This is a genomic window from Saccharothrix longispora (assembly GCF_031455225.1).
Classification (GTDB): domain Bacteria; phylum Actinomycetota; class Actinomycetes; order Mycobacteriales; family Pseudonocardiaceae; genus Actinosynnema; species Actinosynnema longispora.
Genome location: NZ_JAVDSG010000001.1, coordinates 404,067 through 421,278, shown reverse-complemented (window position 1 = coordinate 421,278; position 17,212 = coordinate 404,067). Strand labels below are relative to the sequence as shown.

Below are 17,212 nucleotides of genomic sequence, written 5' to 3'. Positions count from 1 at the left end.
CCAGGTCGACGGCCGACCCTAACAGCGCGGCGGTTCTCCTGGGTTGCGCTTCCCGATGCGGCTGCGGGTCCCCGCGCACGCGCGGCTCGACGTCGGCGGCGGGCCGCTCACCGCCCGACCCGCCGGGCCCGCCCGACGCGCCGTTGCGGTGCGCGGTAGGCCAGGTCCCACAGCGCTTCCACGGGGCCGCGCGGGAAGCGGCGCATCCACCAGGACGCCCCCGCCACCAACAACGCCGAGACCAGCACCCACACGCCTGCGGTGAACGGCGCGCCCAGGTGGCCCCACCGCCGCGCCAGGCCGAGCCCCCACTGGTAGCAGAGCGCGGACGCGATCACGTTCTGGCCGACGTAGCAGGTCAGGGCCGACCTGCCCACCGCCGTCAGGCCACCGCGCAACGCGCCCGGTTCGGCGCGCATCCGGTTGACCAGCGCGGTGATGCCGCCGAGCAGGCCGAACGCCACCAGTGGCGCGCACACGTAGCGGTCCACGGCGAACCAGTCCGGCCCCGCGAGGGTGGTGGCGACGTTCAGCGGCACGCCGACGCCCAGGCCCCACACCACCAGGCGCCGCTGGAGGCGCGCGCCGCGGGCCGAGTCCTCCAGCGCGCCCGCCGTGAACAGCCGCGCCCCCGCCAGGAACAGCACGGCGCTCAGCGGCAGCACCAGGACCCCTTCCGCGCGGAAGACCGCGAAGTACGTCACGCGGTCCTGGACGCCGCCCCACCAGCTGTCCGTCGTCACCACGAAGCCGGGGTCGCCGGTCGTCGTGCCGCCGGACAGCAGTGCGACCGTGATCAGGCCGACGACCGCGAGGTTCAGCAACCCCATCGCGACCATCCACCCGGTCTGCGCGCGGGAGCTCCGTCCCACCAGGAACGCCACCAGCACCGAGACGACCGCGTAGAACATGAGCACGTCGAACTCGAAGACCAGCACGTAGTGCAGCAGCCCCTCGAACAGCAGCAGGGCCGACCGCCACAGGTACCAGCCGGGCCACCGCTGCCCGCGCCGCACGGCGGACGCGTGCTGGATCGCCAGGCCGATGCCGAACATGATCGACAGCAGCCCGAGGAACTTGCCGTTGGCGAGCATGCGGAGCAGCGAGTCGACGGTGTCGCCCCAGTCGTCGCCGAGCCCCGAGCCGAAGTCCGCCAGGAAGCCCGAAGCCCCCTGCGGGTGGGTGAAGACCCACACGTTCGTGCCGAAGGTGCCCAGGATCGCCACCCCGCGCAGCACGTCGAGTGCGGTGATGCGTCCGCCCATCTCCCCCTCCGCGGATCGGTTGCGCGATCGACGGTAGGGCGGCGGGCGGTGGCTGATCGTCGGCCGATGGTCTGCGGTCGTGTCACACCTTCGGAGGACGGCCGCGGCCGGACGAACGGGGCGGCGGGCGCGTTCGGCGGGCCGCCTAGTGCCTGCGGGCCGCGTGGCCGGCGACCGCGCCCATGCCCACGATCAGGAGCAGCGCGACCATGCCCCACCGGCGCTGGTCGCGGACCGTGTTGTCCTCCGCCGCCAACGCGCCGCCCTGCCGGTCGGGCATCCGGATACTGGTGGTGGGCGACGGGGGCGTGGGTCCGGGCGCGGGCGTCGTGCGCTGCGGGGCGGTGGTGCTCGGCGCGGGTGTCAGCGGCGTCGTGGCGGTGGCGGGGCGTGGTGGCACGACGGGCTCGGGCACGACGGGCGGCACCACCGGCGGTGCCGGCGGCACCTGCGGCGCGGTCGTGGTCGGTTCCGGGGTCGGGCCGGGAGTCGGTTCCGGGGTCGGCTGAGGCGTCGGTTCGGGGGTCGGTTCGGGGGTCGGTTCCGGCGTGGGCTCGGGGGTCGGTTCGGGAGGGTCCACCACGGGCGGCGGCACGAACAGGCAGCCGGACGAGTCGATGGTCCGCAACGTCTGCCGGGAGGAGATCTCGGTGACCACGCCCGAGCCGTCCAGGGCCACCCGGTAGAGGACGCTGTGGCCGTCGTGCCGGTTGTTCGTGGCGTAGAGGGAGCCGTCGGGGCTCAGCGTCACGGCACCGTAGCCGTGGCCGCCGGGCAGCGCGCCGACGCCGGGAACCTTGCGCACCCGGCCGCTGTCCGGGTCGATCGTGACCACCACGCCGTGGCCGTACCAGTTGGTCGCCACCCCGTAGAGGAGGCCGTCGGCGGCGTTGAGGTCGAAGTCGTCGACCGTGGCGGCGGTGGGGGGCCACATCACGGCCTCGTGCACGACCCTGCCGAAGGACGGGCCGGGCGCGATGCCCACGGAGAACAGCGCGTGCCCGATGCGCACCACCAGCCGCTCGCCGACCACGGCGCCCGCCACCGCGTGCCGCAGCAGGGGCGAGGCGTGCGAGGGGGTGCCGACGAGGCGGCCGGTGCGGTCGAGCGCGATCAGCCGGCCGTCGTCGTCCACGCCGTACACGAGGTTCTGCGCGTGGGAGTAGCCGATCGCGTTGACCCGCCGGTCGAGCGCGCCCAGGTTCGTCGCGGTGCCCTCGGGGAAGCGGACTTCGAACACCGAGGACGGGCCGCGGTTCGCCTCCACCTGGAGGGTGGTGCAGGCGACCTGGGCGAGGAGCTCGATCATCCGAATCGCGCCACAGCGGCCTGGAACGCCTCCGGGGTCACGTCCGCGCCGCCGGCGAACGGGTTCTGGAGCTGGTAGGTCGCGTACAGCAGCAGCGTGAGGGTGGCCGCCAGGGTGCAGGTGATGATGATGTGCGTGCGCATCGTCCGGGCGCTGCCGAACAACAGGGGCAGGAAGACGGCGAGCACCGTGCCGATGCCGAGCACGAACCACATGACCGCGCTGACCCCTCCGCTCGCCGCGTCGAGGCGCTCCTGCCTGGCCTGGTAGACGTGCCACAGCTGGTTGGCGGCCTCGGTCTTGCGGTCGGCGCGCCACGAGTCCTCGGCGGGGGCTTCGGCCACCACCTTGCGCAGCCGGTCGAGCTGGTCCCAGCCGGTGTCGGACGACTCCTCGCCCTCGCGCATCGCGGGCCACTCGTCGTTGATGACGGTGATCGAGTAGGCGCGCGAGAGGGACCGGACCTCGTCGCCGACCTCCGGTGAGATGGCCTCGCCCGCCCAGGTGGCGGCGACCAGGCCGTCCGCCTCGGTGTAGGAGGCGGTCTCGGCGTCCGCCACGGTGTCGAACAGGGCGATGAGGATGAAGGCGACCAGCACGGCGTGCAGGCCGGCGACGATCGTGAAGACCCCGCCGGACGCCTCGTTGTTGGCGTCGCGGATGTCGTCGTCGCCCTTGCCGTACTTGCGGATGAGGAAGGCGAGCAACGCCGTGACGACGACCGCACCACCCACCCACAGCAGACCTGTGAGGTAGATGTTCATGCGCGCCCTCTCACGTTTCGAACCGCATTCCACAAACCCGCGAATTCCACGCTACGAAACGTAGTGATCCAATTACAGTCCCGACAAGGTGATTCATCCTTGTGCCCCCGAATACCAAACCTCCAGGTGACACCATCGGTTCGGACCACTCGGACGAGGGACACTGGTCCGCACGAATGCGGCCCAAGACTGCGTGCTGCACTAGTGAACTAATCCGAAAGGGGGACACCGGCCGCGACGCAGGGTGGCGACCGGTGCCCGTCGGGCGCTCAGCCCGCGAACAGCAGCGCGAGCCCGCCCGCCGTGTAGCCGACCATCAGCACGAGCAGCGGCACCTGCCCGGTGAGGTGCCGCCGCTCCGGCAGCAGCCGCAGTGCCCGGTCGTGCGCGGACACGACGGCCAGCAGGTGCCCGGCCAGCACCGCACCCACCTGCACCGACGCCACCAGGGTCGGTGCCGCGAGGGCGGTGGACGGGGTGAAGCCGTCCGCGCCGACGAGCAGGGCGACCGCCCGCTGGCCCTCCACGACGAGCAACGACGCGTAGTGCGCCACCACGTACCCGGCGACGATCGGCACGAGCGAGTGCGCCAGCTCCCCGCCGAACGCCCGGCAGGCGAGCAGGTAGCTGCCCGCGACGAGGGCGGTGGTCGCCACGAGCCCCGCCGCGTCGGGCACGCCGAGCCGCTCCCACGCCGGGGTCGAGCCGACGCTGTCGAACGCGGTCGAGCCGAGCAGCACCGCGACCACGGCCACCAGCCCCGGCCGCACGGGGGTGGCGGCGAGCGCCCGGAAGGGGTTGCCGCGCAACGGTGACAGCCTGCCGACCAGCGTGGAGAACACCTCGAACCCGTCGGCGCGCTCGAACCACGTGCGGCCGAACGCGAACCCGCCCGCGAGGTTCACCGCCGCGTACGCGACCAGGAACCACGGCAGGGCGCCCGGTTCGACCAGCTCGACCCAGGTGAAGGCGAGCAGGCCGAGCGCGGCGGGCCAGTGCCCGAGCCGTTCGGGGTAGGGCCGGCCGCGGGACACGGGGATGACCAGCCGCAGCGGGTTGAGCACCCGCCACACCGGCCCCAGCAGCACCGACAGCACCGGCACGCCGACCCAGAGCAGCACGAACACCAGGTGGGGCCACGCCGGTCCCGGCACCAGCACCAGCCCGACCGCCACCGCCGCCCCGACCGGCCACCGGTCGCGCCCCGGTCCCGGTCCGGCCGGCGTGAACCTCGGTTCCGTCCACAGCAGACCGAGCGCGAGGAAGGAGGCGAGCAGCGCCACCGCCGCGCCCTGGAGCACCAGGTCCAGGGGCAGCGGCAGGTCGTGCCGCGCGCCGACGCCGTGGGCGAGGGCGGTCACCGCACCACCAGCCGCACCAGCAGCGTGTCGGGGTGGGCCTCCACGTCGTACGTGCCGGGTTCGTCCACGGTGAACTCCAGCTCGGCCGCCTTCTCCCGGTCGGCCTTCGCGAGCACGTCGACGCCGTGCACGTGCACGTCCACCGGCTCGTCGCTGGTGACGGTCAGGCGCACGACCTGCCCGCGCGCCGCCTCCACGCGCTGCGGCGACGCCCGGTCGGCGGACAGCCGCAGCACCAGCGGTCCGGCGGGCGGCACCGCCGGCTCGGGGGCGCACCCGGCGAGGAGGAGCAGGGAGAGCAGCAGGACGCGGATCACCGGGGCGTTTCCCTTCTCATGTGGTCGAACCCGCCCGCGGCGAGCCCGAGGCCGCCGCCGAGCACCAGCGCCACCAGCAGCCGGTCGAGGTCGGCCGGACCGGCGAACGGCAGCTGGGAGAAGCGGAAGCTGTCGACGTCGGGGATGCCCGCCACCACGAGCATCGCGCCGACCACGGCGGACGCGAACGCGGCGGCCGGTCTGCGCCGCGCCGCCGCCACGACGGCGAGGACCGCCAGCGGCCACGCCACCAGTCCCACGCCGCTCGCGCCGAGCAGCAGCGGCGCGAACGACCCGCCGGTGACCGCGAGGGTCGAGCCGACGGCGTGCCACGCGTGCGCGCCGGTCACCACGACCACGCCCACCGCGAGCAGGTGCCGCCGCCGGCCCAGCGCCCAGCCGGCGACGGCCAGGGCGAGGCAACCCAGCAGCCACCACACCGGGTTCGGGCCGGGAACGGTGTCGACCCGGCCGCGGATGACGGACGCGCCGATCGGGACCTCCCACGCCGGCGCGGTGGTGCGCTCGTCGCGGAAGCGGTGGACCTCCCCCGGCCGCACCTCGTGGCCGGCGACGACGACCGGTGCGCCGCCGTCGTTGCGGACCTCAAGCTGCGTGCCGTGGTTGACGGTGCGGGCCGTGACGCCGGGTAGCGGCGGGTCGATCGCGGTCACCCGGCTCAGGTGGTCCTGCGGGGTGAGGCCGCCGGCGTGGGCGTGCGCCGGGGTGGTGGTGGCGAGCGTGAGCGCAAGCGCGAGGACCAGGGCGGCCGGTCCCGCCCCCCGCCCGGTCAACGCCGCGTCGGGACGAGCACGACGGCCATGAGCAGGCCGTGCAGCGCGGCCACGACCGGCGCCCCGGTCCACATCTCGGTGACGGTCGGCACCGCGCCCTGGTCGATCGAGGCGACCGCGAAGTACAGCGCCCACGTGGTGAACGAGGCCAGCGCGCCGAAGGCCCGGTAGTGCGCGAGCCGGTCCTCGGCGGGCCGCAGCCGCACCGCCAGCACGTCGATCACGAGGCCCGCCAGCACGAAGCCGATGGCGGTGCTCAGGTTCTCGTAGTTCGCGACCGCGGTGGCGAGCAGCACGATCACGACGGACAGCAGCGTGGCCGTGCCGAAGGGGAGCCGGAACCGGCGTGCCGCGAGCAGCAGCGGCAGCACCAGGACCAGGTTGGTGACCACGATCGACGCGGCGAGCCGGTTGGCCGGCCCGGAACCGCCGTCGGCCTGGTCGAACGAGAACGCTTCCACGATCCGCTCGGCGGAGTAGACCGTGGCGTCGGCGTACTGGGCGAACAGCAGCACGAGCGACGCGGTGAACGCCAGCGAGAGCGCGGCGGGCAGGAACCGGGCGAACGTCGGCGCGACCACGTCCCGGTCGGCCCACGCGGTGCGCAGCGGCGTCGTCAGGATCATGATCATGGAGGTGATGAGGCCCAGGTGCGTCGGGCTGAACAGGATGTCGATGCCCTGCTCGATGCCGAGGAACGTGTGCCACAGGTAGTCGCCCGCCCCGCAGACGGCGAAGATCGGCAGCGCCACCACGGCGGGGCCGTACCCCACCGGGACGGCCCGGAGGCCGCGGGCGCCGGACTGGTGGTTGCGCCAGACCACCCAGCAGATCCACGCGCCGGTCGCCGCGAACCCGGAGTAGAACACCGCGTGCCACGGCGTGAAGAACGTCTCCAGCTCGGGCACGTTCGAGTGCGCCCACGCGTCGAGGAACAGCCCGCCGGAGAACCACGTCCCCAGCAGCACCGTGATCAGGTCCGTGCGGTAGCCCGCGCGGGGTCGCGACGGCGCTTCTTCTGTCAGCATGACCGGAGCCTCGCGGGTGGCGGGGCGGCGCGGAATCGTGCCACCCCCACCCCGTGGTGCGGTTTCCCGCACCACGTCACGCGTTGAGGTACCTCAGCACGGCGAGCACGCGCCGGTGGTCGTGCGGGCTCGCAGTCAGGTCCAGCTTGGCGAAGATGCCGGTGCAGTGCTTCTCCACGGTCCGCTCGGCGATGAACAGCCGCCGCGCGATGGCCTGGTTGGTGCGGCCCTCCGCCATCAGCGCCAGCACCGCGCGCTCCCGGTCGGTCAACCGGTCGTCGTTGTCGTCGCGCCTGCGCGCCAGCAGCCTGCTGACCACCTCCGGGTCGAACGCCGAGCCGCCCGAGCCGACGCGGCGGACCGCGCCGGTAAACTCGGCGAGGTCCGACACCCGGTCCTTGAGCAGGTAGCCGACGCCGTCCGCGCCCGCGTCCAGCAGCTCGGCGGCGTAGCTGACCCGGACGTACTGGGACAGCACGAGCACGCCCGTCGTCGGGTACTGGCGGCGCAGCACCAGGGCGGCGCGCAGGCCCTCGTCGGTGTGCGTCGGCGGCATCCGGATGTCCACCACGGCCACGTCCGGCCGGTGCCGGTCCACCTCGGCCAGCAGCGCCGACGCGTCCTCCACGGCCGCCACCACGTCCAGGCCCGCCTCGGCGAGCAGCCGCGTCAGGCCCTCGCGCAGCAGCGTCGAGTCCTCCGCGATCACGACCCGCACGGCAGCTCCACCCGCACACTCGTGCCGCCGCCCACGTCGCTGACCACCCGCATCGTCCCCCCGTTCGCCTCGACCCGGTCGCCGAGGCCGCGCAGTCCCGTGCCCCCGCCCGGGTCCGCCCCGCCCCGCCCGTCGTCCTCCACCAGCACCACCAGCCGGCCGCCGCCCGCGGTGATCGCCACCGTCGTGCGGGACGCCTCGGCGTGCTTGGCGACGTTCGCCAGCGCCTCGGCCACCACGTAGTAGGCCGTCGTCTCGACCTGCGGCGGCACGTCGTCCGGCAGGTCCAGCACCAGTTCCGCCCGCGGCTCGGCCGACGCGGCCAGCTCGCGCACCGCGCCGTGCAGGCCCCGCTCGGTCAGCACCGGCGGGTGGATGCCGTGGCACACCGCGCGCACGTCGTCGATCGTGGCGAGGACCGCCTGCTTGGCCTCGGCGGCCAGCACCCGGCCCCGGTCCGGCGGCACGGTCTCGGCCAGGCCGAGCGTCATGGCCGCGCTGAGCAGCCGCTGCTGCACGCCGTCGTGCAGGTCGCGCTCCAGCCGGCGCCGCTCGTCCTCGCCCGCCTTGACGAGCCGCGCGCGCGAGTCGGCCAGCTGCCGCACCTTCGCGCGCAGCTCGGCGGTGAGCCGTTCGTTCTCCAGCGCCAGGCCGACCGCGGCGCACGCGGCGTCGACCAGCTCGACGTCCAGACCGACGTCGTGCAGCACGACGGCGACCGGTGTGCCGCCGCGGTCGACCCTGGTGTGCGCGGTGTCCGGCGCGACCGGCCGGCCGTCGGCGTCGACGTACCGCTCCTGCGCGGCCACCCAGTAGGCGACCCGCAGGCCCGGGTCGTTCAGGGCGGACGCCAACGCCTCCTGCACGCCGGCCGGCCTGCTGTCGCCGCTGAGCCGCACCACCAGGTCGGCCACGCCGCCGCGGTCCACGTGCCGCCGCAGCAGGCCCGCCAGGTAGGCGACGGGGATGCCGCTGAGCGCGAGCGTCAACGCCGCGACCGGCGGGTTCAGGCCCGCGCGCTCGACCGGTTCCCACATCGCGAAGACGACGACCGCCACGACGCTCGCGCCGAGCACGGCGGTGAGGGTGCGGCGCTGCGCCAGGCTGCTCACCGTCCAGCGGTGGACCTGGAGGGCGAGCATGGCGAACCCGATGACGGCGGTGGTCGGCACCTCCAGGTCCAGTAGCGCCTGCGCCCACGCGAAGTCCGCCCAGTGGTGGAGGCCGGCGGTCAGCGCCGCCGCCTCGGCGTACCCGGCGGCGACCACGAGCCGTCGGGGAACGGTGCGCAGCCTGCCGGTGGGGAACGCGACCACCGCGTGCCCGAGGACGGCGGGCCAGACCTTCGCCACCAGGACGAGCGGGAGCGGATCGGTGACGACCGTCGTGTAGTCCAGCCACCAGGACGCGCCGACCAGGACGAGGAGGACCCCGATCCGGTTGCGGGGCTGCACCCGCCGGCTGATCATGCCCGCGATCACGTAGACCGCCCCCACCGCGATGATCGCGGACTGCAGCAGCATCGGACCACGGTAGCGGCGCGCGCGGGTGGCGCGTCGCCGTTTCGGGGTGTCCGCCTCAGAGTTGCAGGAGGTCGGCCAGGCGGCCCAGTTGGTGCTCGAAGTGGGCGGCGGGAGCGGTGATGCTGCCGTTGAACTGGCCGAACAGCTCGAAGCCGATCAGGCCGAACAGGGACGACCACGCGAGGAAGGCCCGGGCGAGCAGGTCGTCGCTCGCGGTCAGGTCCAGGTCGTGGCGCAGGTGCGCGAAGTCCGCGCCGAGCGGTCCGGGGATGGTCTTCGAGCGGCCCGCGTGCCCGCTCGTCTCCTCGACCAGGGCCAGCAGGAGCATCGACACGCGGGTGCCGGGCGCGCCGGTGCGCTCCGGGGGCGCCTCGTAGCCGGGGACGGGGCTGCCGTAGAGCAGCGCGTACTCCGCGGGCCGCGCGACGGCCCACTCGCGCACCGCCGTGCCGATCGCCGTCCACCGGCCGCGCCGGTCCGCCCGGTCCACCCGGGCTTCGGCGGCCTCCACCGCGTCGCCCAGCGAGTTGTAGGCGTCGACGATCAGCATGGTCAGCAGCTCGTCGCGGCTCGGCACGTACCGGTACACCGCCGACGAGACGATGCCGAGTTCCCGGGCGATCGCCCGGAGCGACAGCGCGGCGCCTCCCTCGCGCGCCACTTGGTCGCGGGCGATCCGCTTGATGTCCTCGATCGCCTGGGCGCGCGCCCGCTGCCTCGGTGTGCCGGTCATGTGGTCCATGATCACCCATCCCGAGAGCGGCGACAACAAAAGAGAGCACTGCTCTTGACTGCGACCCCCGATCGAGTGCAGCATGACCCGCGAGAGAGCGGCGCTCTCTAAAACGAACAGTGCTCTCGGAGGCGTGGTGGACGGGTTGAGGACGGCCGAACGGTGGGTCGTGACCGGGGGTTTCGGGATCGCCGGGGTCCTGTTCCTGCTGTACCCGGTGGTGCGGCCGTACTCGGACGAGACGACGGTCGAGGGCCTGCGGGTGATGGGCACGGGCGCCTGGGTGGTGGCGCACCTGTTCGCGGTCGGCGCCTTCCTGCTCGTCGGGCTGGCCCTGCTCGTCGGGCGCGACCCGGCGGCGAGGTGGTCGCGGGCGGCGGTCGCGACGGCGGTCGGGGTGGTGCCGACGAGCGCGTACTACGGCGCGGAGACCTTCGGGCTGCACGCCGTCGGCCGGTGGGCCGCCCGGGAACCCGACCCGAGGTGGCTGGAGGTGGTGGACGCGATCCGCTTCCAGCCCGCCGCCATCGCGCTCTTCGCCGTCGGCCTCACGGCGCTCGCGGTCGGCGGGGTGCTGACCGCCGTGGAGCGGCGGACGTGGACGGCACTCCCCTACGCGCTCGGGTTCGTGCTGTTCCTGCCGCAGTTCTTCACGCCGCCGCCGGTCCGGATCGCCCACGGCGCGCTCCTGCTGGTCGGCTGCTGGTTGCTCGCCCGGGACGCGTGGCGCGGGCGAACCCCCGGCCGGTCCCCGCGCCCGCGTTGGACACGGCGGTGATGTCGACGACCGGAGGGCTCGTCTCGTGCGCCTCGCGGAACGTCCTCCCGGACGCCGGGGCACGCCGGAAACAGGACGGCGGAGCGTGACCGGGTCGCAACCGCCGTGACACGGTGACTGGAATCGTCATCCGCGAACAACTACGCGGTACGCCACCCGCACGGACACGCCGGACGTCACCCCTGGTCACCGGCAAACGCATTCCGAATTCACTTCGGCATGCACCCGACAAACCGGTCAGGCGTCGATGACCCGCACACTCACGGTGTACCCGGTGTCCGCGCCCTCGACCTCGCGGTAGGACACCTGCTTGAGCTGGTGGCCGTGGCGGAACAGCCACACCGAGGAGAGGTCGGCCAGGTGCGGCGGCCCGCCGCGACCCGCCCTGTCCTGGAGCACCGCGCCGACGCCGCCGAGCGCGTCGGGCGCGTCCGCGGGGTGCGCGCCCGGACCGACCCTGACCACCAGGTCGAGCGAGACAGCCTTGCCCGGCTCGGGTGTGAAGCCCTGCCCGGCGATCGCGCCGCGCGCGGCCTCCAGCAGCACGCGCACCCGTTCGGCGTGCGGGTGCCCGGGTTCGGGGGGCGACAACACCTCGCCGCGGGTGGGCGGCGGCCCGTCGACCGAGAACGACACCGCGCGCACCGGCGCGTCGGGGGGCACCGGGTCGCGCCCGTCCCGCCGGCAGAACGCGATCATCGCGTTGTCGAGCACCTTCGTGCGGCTGGTCCGCCACCCGCGTCCCGTCACGTGCTGCTGCGGGTTCACCCGGCGGGCGAGCGCGGCGAACCGGTCGTGCACCCAGCGGTAGGTGCGCTGCTGGTTGTACTGCCAATCAGGGGCGTGCAGCCGGAAGAACGAACCGGTCCAGTCGCGGTCCATCGGCACGACGAGGTCCGGCAGCACGTGGTGCAGCGTCTTGGTGCCCGCCACCAGCTTCGACTTGTTGACCACCACGCCGAGCCCTTCGATCACCCGCCAGACGCGGTCGGCGACGTCCTCGGGGGCGTCGCGGTCGTCGATGGCGTACCGCTCCAGGGCGACGATGCCGGGCTTGGCCGCCTGGAGGGCCTCGAAGAACTCCGGCGGGGACACCAGGCGCGAACCCCGCGTGCCGATCTTCCAGGCGACCAGGGTGCGGTGCAGCGCGGTGACGAACCCCAGGTCGTCGAGCGCCGCCTCGACGCCGCCGGCGGCCCGGCGCAGCGCGATCGCGTCGCGGTGCGCCCTGGACTGGGCGCTGGTGGCCGGTGTCGACCGGTCATAGGCGTCCGCGTACCCGGCGAACCCCACGGCCAGTCGCCGTAACCGGTCCTCTACCTCCGCTTTGCGTTCCATCCGGCTTCCACCCCTCACCGTGCGATCGGTGGGTACATCGCGGGCGGATGGGCAACCGTTGCGGGGCCGACGGCCATTCGTCGGAATCGGTGACCGAGCGTGTCGGTGGCGGGCGGGCCTCCCGACCGCCACCGACCCGGTCACCCCCGACCGGTCAGAACGTCAGCTTCCACGAGTTGATGTAGCCCGTGTCCGCGCGGTAGACGTCCTGCACCTTGAGCCGCCACGTGCCGCTGGCGACCTCGGAGGACGCGTTCACGGTGTACGTGGTGCTCACGTTCGGCGTGCTGGAACCGCTGGAGTTCTTCAGCCGGTAGGTGGAGCCGTCCGGCGCGACCAGGTCGACCACCACGTCACCGCTGTAGCTGTGCACGATGTTCACGCCCACCGCGAGCGCGGCCGGCGCGTTGCCCGCGACACCGCTGACCGTGACGTCGCTGTAGACGGCCGCGCCGGCGTCCGGGATGTTCACGTCGGCGGTGTTCTCGAAGACCTTGCCGATCGGCGGGTTGGTGCCGCCGCCGAGGTCGGCCTTGGCCTGGTTGATGGCCGCCGCGAACGTGCTGACCTCGGTGTAGACGCCCGGGTTGTCCGGTCGCGCGCACCCGTTGCCGTGGCTGACGATGCCGACCTGCACCCACGCGCCCGCGTTGTCACGCCGGAACATGGGGCCGCCCGAGTCGCCCTGGCAGGTGTCCACGCCGCCCTGCGGCAGGCCGGCGCACAGCTCGGCCGCCGGGATCAGGTCGGAGTAGTACGGGTCGGAGTTCTTGCAGGTGGTGTCGTCGATGTAGTCGACGTTCGCCTTGAGCAGGTAGCGGGACTGGCCGCCGCCCTCGCTGGTCGCGCCCCAGCCGGCCACGGTGAACACGCCGGTGTTGTAGGCGTTCGTGGTGGCGATCGGCAGCAGGGAGGCTCCGGTGATCGGGGCGGCCAGCTTGATGATCGCCCAGTCGCCACCGGTGGAGGTGTTGTAGGTGGGCGAGCGGTGCACGTAGGTGGACGTGCGGGTGATCCGGCTGCTGCTCTGGAGGTCGACCGAGCCGTAGGTGGCGGTGATCGAGGTGTTGTTGCCGGTGCGGGTGACGCAGTGCGCGGCGGTGAGCACGAGCTGGTCGGTCAGCATCGAGCCGCCGCAGCCCATCGACAGGCGGACCATCCAGGGGAACTCGCCCTGGGCGGCCCGGGTGCCGCCGACGACCTGGGGCGTGAGGCCGCCCCCGTCGGGCGGCGGCGGTGCGGCGAGCGCCTGACCCGCGGCGGCCAGGGTGGCGGCGACGCCCACGACCAGGGCGAGCGCCTTTCTCGTACCAGTGCGCACGGTGTTCCTTCCCGCGCCCGGCCGGGGTCGAGCTCGCAGGGTGGCCGGACGTCGAGTTCGCAGGGACTTCCAGCCGGCCCCTCTGCCGGCGCGCTCATCGTGAACGGCGAACGGGCCGCTCACAATCCGACGATCGACGGGAGTTCTTCCGGCGCGGTCCCCGATCGCCGCACACCTTCCGGCCCTTCCCGGCCGGTCGCCGGGCCGGGCCGCTACTGGATCGTCGAGCCGCTGACCGACGGCGTGGCCGCGCCGAGGAAGAAGATCCCCTTGTAGCCGGGGGTCTCGAACCCGGCACTCGGGTTGCGGCGCAGCACGGACCCCTCGACGCGCAGCGTGCCGGTGCGGTCGTTGCTGACGAAGAACACCGCACCGCCGCCCTCGGCCGCCTCGTTGTCCTCCACGACGCTGCCCGCGATGCGCACGGTGAACTCGTTGCCGTCCGCGTAGATCGCGCCGCCGCTGCCGCCGCCCGGTGTGCCCGCGCGGGCCGGGTTCGCACCGTGGCCGATGGCGGAGTTGCCGCGCAGGACGCTGTTCAGCACGACCCACGAGACACCGATGCCGCTGAGCGCGCCGCCGTTGGCGCACCTGCCGCCTTCGAACGTGCTGGACACGACGTAGACCGGGGCGCCGCGGAACTGGCTGAGCACGCGCATCCCGGCGCCGCCGAGGTCGGGGCCGGCGGGATCGCAGCGGTTGTCGCGGAACGTGGTGTTGACGACCTTCACGCGTCCGCCGCGCACGAACACCGCGCCGCCACCGCCGCCACCGCTGTCGCCGCCGGTCGAGTCACCGGTCGAGTCTCCGTCGGCGAGCGTGATGTTCTGGATGACCAGGTGCGGGTGGTCCTGGTCCTGGCAGTGCGACGTGGTGATGCCCTGCGCGCGGTCGCACGTGTTCTGGTAGACGATCCGGTGTCTGCCGGAACCGCTGAGCGTGACCAGTCCGCCGCCGTCGAGCACGGTCCGGGGACCGGTGTCGTTGCGCACCTTCGCGGTGGCGGTCATGTCGATGGTGACCGGGGCGGGGCCGCAGTCGAACGTGATGACGCCCCCGGCCGCGACCGCCGCCACGACGGCGTCGGACGTGCAGCTCGCCGGCGTGCCGGTGCCGATCACGCGGGTGGGCTCCGCGGTGTCGACGGCGGCGGCCTCGGGCGGCACGACCGCGTTGCCGGCCGGGTTGCCCGCCGTGGCCGGTTCGGGCTCGGTGGTGGTGGTGGTGGGCGCGACCGTCGTCGTCACCGGGACGGACGCGGAACTCGCGCCGGTGGTCGGGTCGGGCAACGAGGCCAGGGTCGGCAGGGGCCCACCCGCGGCGGGCGCGCCGCAGCCGGCGAGCAGGAGCACGACCGCCACCACGGCCACAGCGCCACGCGACATGCCGGGACCCTAGCGCCCGGCACAAGCCCGCCCTCATGACGCACGGGTCCTGAACGCACGACACAGCGGTCACGAACGCACGACTCGCGGTGCCTGGCCTTACGACTCGCGCGAGTCGTGCGTTCAGGGCGCGCGAGTCGTAAAGCCAGGACGCGCGAGTCGTGCGTTCGCGACGCGCGAGTCGTGCGTTCGGGACCCCCGACGTCCGACGCCGTTACCGCGTCCGCGGCGTCTACGTGGGCCTCACCCGCGCCTGACATCCCTCCCGCCTCCCACGGCCCCGCCTTCCGCCGGCGGGGCCGTTTGACAACCCGTCACGACGTGCGCCACAGTCATTCCACTAATTACTTAGTGGAAGGGTGGAGGTTGATCGAGTTCCGCGTCGAACGGCGGTCGGGGATGCCCACCTACCTCCAACTGGTGCAGCAGGTGAAGCAGGCGCTGCGGCTGGGCGACCTCGGCCCCGGCGACCGCCTGCCGACCGCCAAGGAGGTGGTGGCGCAGACCGGGATCAACCCCAACACCGTGCTCAAGGCGTACCGCGAGCTGGAACGCGAGGGACTCGTGGAGCCCCGACCGGGGCTCGGCACCTTCGTGCGCCGCTCGCTGGCCACGCCGGGCGTGGCGGAGGACTCGCCGCTGCGCGGCGAGCTGCTGGGGTGGCTGGACCGGGCCCGGGGGCTCGGGATGGGCCGGGAGGACGTGGAGGCGCTCTTCCGGTCCACGTTGGACGAAAGCTTCTGACACCACTGAGGGGTATGCGTTGGACGTCGAGTTCGCCGTGCGCGCGAACGGCCTGGGAGTGCGGTACCGGCGCGGGTGGGCGGTGCGCGACTGCTCGTTCGCGCTCGCCCGCGGCACGGTCACCGCGCTCGTCGGGGCCAACGGCGCGGGCAAGAGCACGCTGCTGCGGGTGGTCGCCGGGTTGCAGGAGCCGACCGGGGGCACCGTGGGCACACGCGGCCAGGTCGCGTTCGTCGCGCAGGACAAGCCGCTGTACCGGTCGTTCACGGTCGCCGAGACGCTGAGGTTCGGGCAGGCCGCCAACCCGTCGTGGGACCGGGCGTACGCCGAGCGGCTGGTGGCCGAGGCGGGGTTGCCGCCGACGGCCAAGGTGCACAGCCTCTCCGGCGGCCACCGCGCCCGGCTCGCGCTGGTGCTGGCCCTGGGCAGGCGGCCGGACGTGCTGCTGCTGGACGAGCCGATGGCCGAGATGGACCCGGTGGCGCGCGAGGTGACGGCGCGGGCGCTGATGCTCGCGGTCGCCGAGACCGGCCTCACCGTCGTGCTCTCCTCCCACGCCGTCGGCGAACTGGAGGACGTCTGCGACCACCTGCTGCTGCTCGACCGGGGTGCGGTGCGGCTGGCGGGCGAGGTGGACGAGCTGGTGGCGGGGCACCGGGTCGTGGTCGCACCGCGCGACCACGACTTCGGCGCGCACGAGGTCGTCTCGGCCCGTGCGGGGGAACGCCAGGTGACCGCCGTGCTGCGGGTCGCGGGCGACCTCGACCTCGCCGCGACGCCACCGGGCTTGACCGAGCTGGTCGTCGCGTACCTGCGGTCCGGGGAGGCGGCGTGATCTGGGTCGCCTGGCGGCAGCAGCGGGCCGCGCTGCTCGGCCTCGCCGCGTACGCCGCGTGCGTCGGCGCGTTCCTGCTGGTGTGGCGGTACACGGCCACGTCGCGGCTGGCGGACGCCGGGTTGCGCGACTGCCTTCGGGGCGTCGTCGAGCGGTGCGCGGCGGAGCCCGCGTACTGGGAGACGATGAACTGGTTCAGCAGCGCGGACAGCAACGCGCGGATGGCGGCGGTCGGGTTCGCCGCACTGGCGGGTGCCTTCCTCGGTGCACCGCTGTTCGCCCGCGAGTGGGAGCAGCGCACGCACCTGCTGGCGCTCGGCCAGTCCGTCGGGCGCGGCCGGTGGTTCGGCTCCCGGGTGCTCGTCGCGCTGGGCGCGACGTCGGCCGTCGCACTGCTGCTGGGCCTGCTGAACTGGGGGTCGGCCGCGTGGCAGGGCGACACGGTGTGGGCGTGGGAGCGGTTGCACCCCAACCACTTCGAGTCGCAGCCGGTGGCGCTGACCGGGTACGCGCTGTTCGCGGTGGCGCTGGGCGCGACGGCCGGCCTGCTGCTGCGGCGGACCCTCCCGGCGATGGCGGTGGCGTTCGCCGGGACGGTGGCCGCGCTGCACGCGGTCCGCTCGTACCTGCGCGAGCACTACGCCGCGCCGGTGGTGAGCCCGGACTCGTGGCAGCGCACGCACACCTGGTTGTCCGGGGACCCCGGTCGGTGGGCCCTCGACCACGGCGTGCTGAGCACGTCGGGCGAGTACCTGCGGAACCCGGTGGACGTGATGGCCATCGCCTACGGGGACTGCGAGCTGCGGCCGGGCGAGTGGGGGGATCCCGCGTTCGCCGCGTGCATGGACGAGCACGGGATCGCGCGCCCGGCGTCGCTGGTCCACCCCGGTGACCGGTTCTGGCCGTTCCAGTTCGTCGAGTTCGGCCTGTTCGCGCTCGTCGCGGCGGCGCTGCTGGGCGTCTCGCTCGTGGTGCTGCGCACCCGCGCGCTCTGACGGA

The 17,212-nt window shown here is 73.7% G+C and carries 17 protein-coding genes and 1 pseudogene; 4 read left to right on the top strand and 14 right to left on the bottom strand.

The window, feature by feature from the left end; all coding sequences use genetic code 11:
* Window positions 1–107: 107 nt before the first annotated feature.
* From J2S66_RS01845 to J2S66_RS01800, 10 genes are all read right to left on the bottom strand, one after another.
* Window positions 108–1,265: a DUF418 domain-containing protein gene (locus J2S66_RS01845; RefSeq protein ID WP_310302950.1), complete on the bottom strand. Its 1,158-nt coding sequence runs from the start codon at window positions 1,263–1,265 to the stop codon at window positions 108–110.
* 145 nt (window positions 1,266–1,410) lie between these two features.
* The gene (locus J2S66_RS01840; protein WP_310302947.1) at window positions 1,411–2,574 is read right to left on the bottom strand and encodes a DUF6923 family protein; all 1,164 of its coding nucleotides are present in this window, start codon (window positions 2,572–2,574) and stop codon (window positions 1,411–1,413) included.
* A complete protein-coding gene (locus J2S66_RS01835; protein ID WP_310302944.1) occupies window positions 2,571–3,338 on the bottom strand; it encodes a bestrophin-like domain in 768 nt (255 codons plus the stop codon). Before J2S66_RS01835 ends, J2S66_RS01840 begins: the two co-directional genes overlap by 4 nt.
* Window positions 3,339–3,607: 269 nt before the next feature.
* On the bottom strand, window positions 3,608–4,699 hold the full coding sequence (locus tag J2S66_RS01830; RefSeq protein WP_310302942.1) for a hypothetical protein: 1,092 nt from the start codon (window positions 4,697–4,699) through the stop codon (window positions 3,608–3,610).
* On the bottom strand, window positions 4,696–5,016 hold the full coding sequence (locus J2S66_RS01825) for a hypothetical protein (protein ID WP_310302940.1): 321 nt from the start codon (window positions 5,014–5,016) through the stop codon (window positions 4,696–4,698). The genes J2S66_RS01830 and J2S66_RS01825 overlap by 4 nt, the downstream gene beginning before the upstream one ends.
* Window positions 5,013–5,810: a hypothetical protein gene (locus J2S66_RS01820; RefSeq protein ID WP_310302938.1), complete on the bottom strand. Its 798-nt coding sequence runs from the start codon at window positions 5,808–5,810 to the stop codon at window positions 5,013–5,015. The genes J2S66_RS01825 and J2S66_RS01820 overlap by 4 nt, the downstream gene beginning before the upstream one ends.
* Window positions 5,807–6,838 (bottom strand): hypothetical protein, encoded by a 1,032-nt coding sequence (locus J2S66_RS01815; protein WP_310302935.1) that lies wholly within the window; start codon window positions 6,836–6,838, stop codon window positions 5,807–5,809. Before J2S66_RS01815 ends, J2S66_RS01820 begins: the two co-directional genes overlap by 4 nt.
* A gap of 76 nt (window positions 6,839–6,914) precedes the next feature.
* Window positions 6,915–7,556 carry a response regulator transcription factor gene (locus tag J2S66_RS01810; protein ID WP_310302933.1) on the bottom strand — a complete coding sequence of 214 codons (642 nt, stop codon included), beginning with the start codon at window positions 7,554–7,556 and terminating at the stop codon, window positions 6,915–6,917.
* Window positions 7,544–9,079: a sensor histidine kinase gene (locus J2S66_RS01805; protein WP_310302930.1), complete on the bottom strand. Its 1,536-nt coding sequence runs from the start codon at window positions 9,077–9,079 to the stop codon at window positions 7,544–7,546. Before J2S66_RS01805 ends, J2S66_RS01810 begins: the two co-directional genes overlap by 13 nt.
* 55 nt (window positions 9,080–9,134) lie before the next feature.
* Window positions 9,135–9,812 (bottom strand): TetR/AcrR family transcriptional regulator, encoded by a 678-nt coding sequence (locus J2S66_RS01800; protein ID WP_310302928.1) that lies wholly within the window; start codon window positions 9,810–9,812, stop codon window positions 9,135–9,137.
* Window positions 9,813–9,981: 169 nt separating this feature from the next.
* Between J2S66_RS01800 and J2S66_RS01795 the strand changes: the two genes are divergently transcribed.
* Window positions 9,982–10,590: a hypothetical protein gene (locus J2S66_RS01795; RefSeq protein ID WP_310302926.1), complete on the top strand. Its 609-nt coding sequence runs from the start codon at window positions 9,982–9,984 to the stop codon at window positions 10,588–10,590.
* 237 nt (window positions 10,591–10,827) lie between these two features.
* Here J2S66_RS01795 and J2S66_RS01790 read toward each other — a convergent pair whose 3' ends face one another.
* The 4 genes and pseudogenes from J2S66_RS01790 to J2S66_RS01775 form a co-directional block, all read right to left on the bottom strand.
* The gene (locus J2S66_RS01790) at window positions 10,828–11,928 is read right to left on the bottom strand and encodes a hypothetical protein (protein WP_310302923.1); all 1,101 of its coding nucleotides are present in this window, start codon (window positions 11,926–11,928) and stop codon (window positions 10,828–10,830) included.
* Between the two features lie 154 nt (window positions 11,929–12,082).
* The gene (locus tag J2S66_RS01785; RefSeq protein ID WP_310314603.1) at window positions 12,083–12,310 is read right to left on the bottom strand and encodes a proprotein convertase P-domain-containing protein; all 228 of its coding nucleotides are present in this window, start codon (window positions 12,308–12,310) and stop codon (window positions 12,083–12,085) included.
* A gap of 141 nt (window positions 12,311–12,451) precedes the next feature.
* Window positions 12,452–13,249, bottom strand: a pseudogene (locus J2S66_RS01780) (S1 family peptidase); the annotation flags it as partial.
* A 212-nt stretch (window positions 13,250–13,461) separates the two neighbouring features.
* Window positions 13,462–14,634 carry a hypothetical protein gene (locus J2S66_RS01775; RefSeq protein WP_310302920.1) on the bottom strand — a complete coding sequence of 391 codons (1,173 nt, stop codon included), beginning with the start codon at window positions 14,632–14,634 and terminating at the stop codon, window positions 13,462–13,464.
* Window positions 14,635–15,000: 366 nt separating this feature from the next.
* Here J2S66_RS01775 and J2S66_RS01770 point away from each other — a divergent pair, with 366 nt between their 5' ends.
* The 3 genes from J2S66_RS01770 to J2S66_RS01760 are packed head-to-tail and all read left to right on the top strand — an operon-like array spanning window position 15,001 to window position 17,208.
* Window positions 15,001–15,378: a GntR family transcriptional regulator gene (locus J2S66_RS01770; protein ID WP_310302917.1), complete on the top strand. Its 378-nt coding sequence runs from the start codon at window positions 15,001–15,003 to the stop codon at window positions 15,376–15,378.
* 19 nt (window positions 15,379–15,397) lie between these two features.
* The gene (locus J2S66_RS01765; protein WP_310302913.1) at window positions 15,398–16,213 is read left to right on the top strand and encodes an ABC transporter ATP-binding protein; all 816 of its coding nucleotides are present in this window, start codon (window positions 15,398–15,400) and stop codon (window positions 16,211–16,213) included.
* Window positions 16,210–17,208, top strand: coding sequence for an ABC-2 membrane transporter-related protein (locus tag J2S66_RS01760; RefSeq protein ID WP_310302910.1), 999 nt, complete (start codon window positions 16,210–16,212; stop codon window positions 17,206–17,208). Before J2S66_RS01765 ends, J2S66_RS01760 begins: the two co-directional genes overlap by 4 nt.
* Window positions 17,209–17,212: the final 4 nt, after the last annotated feature.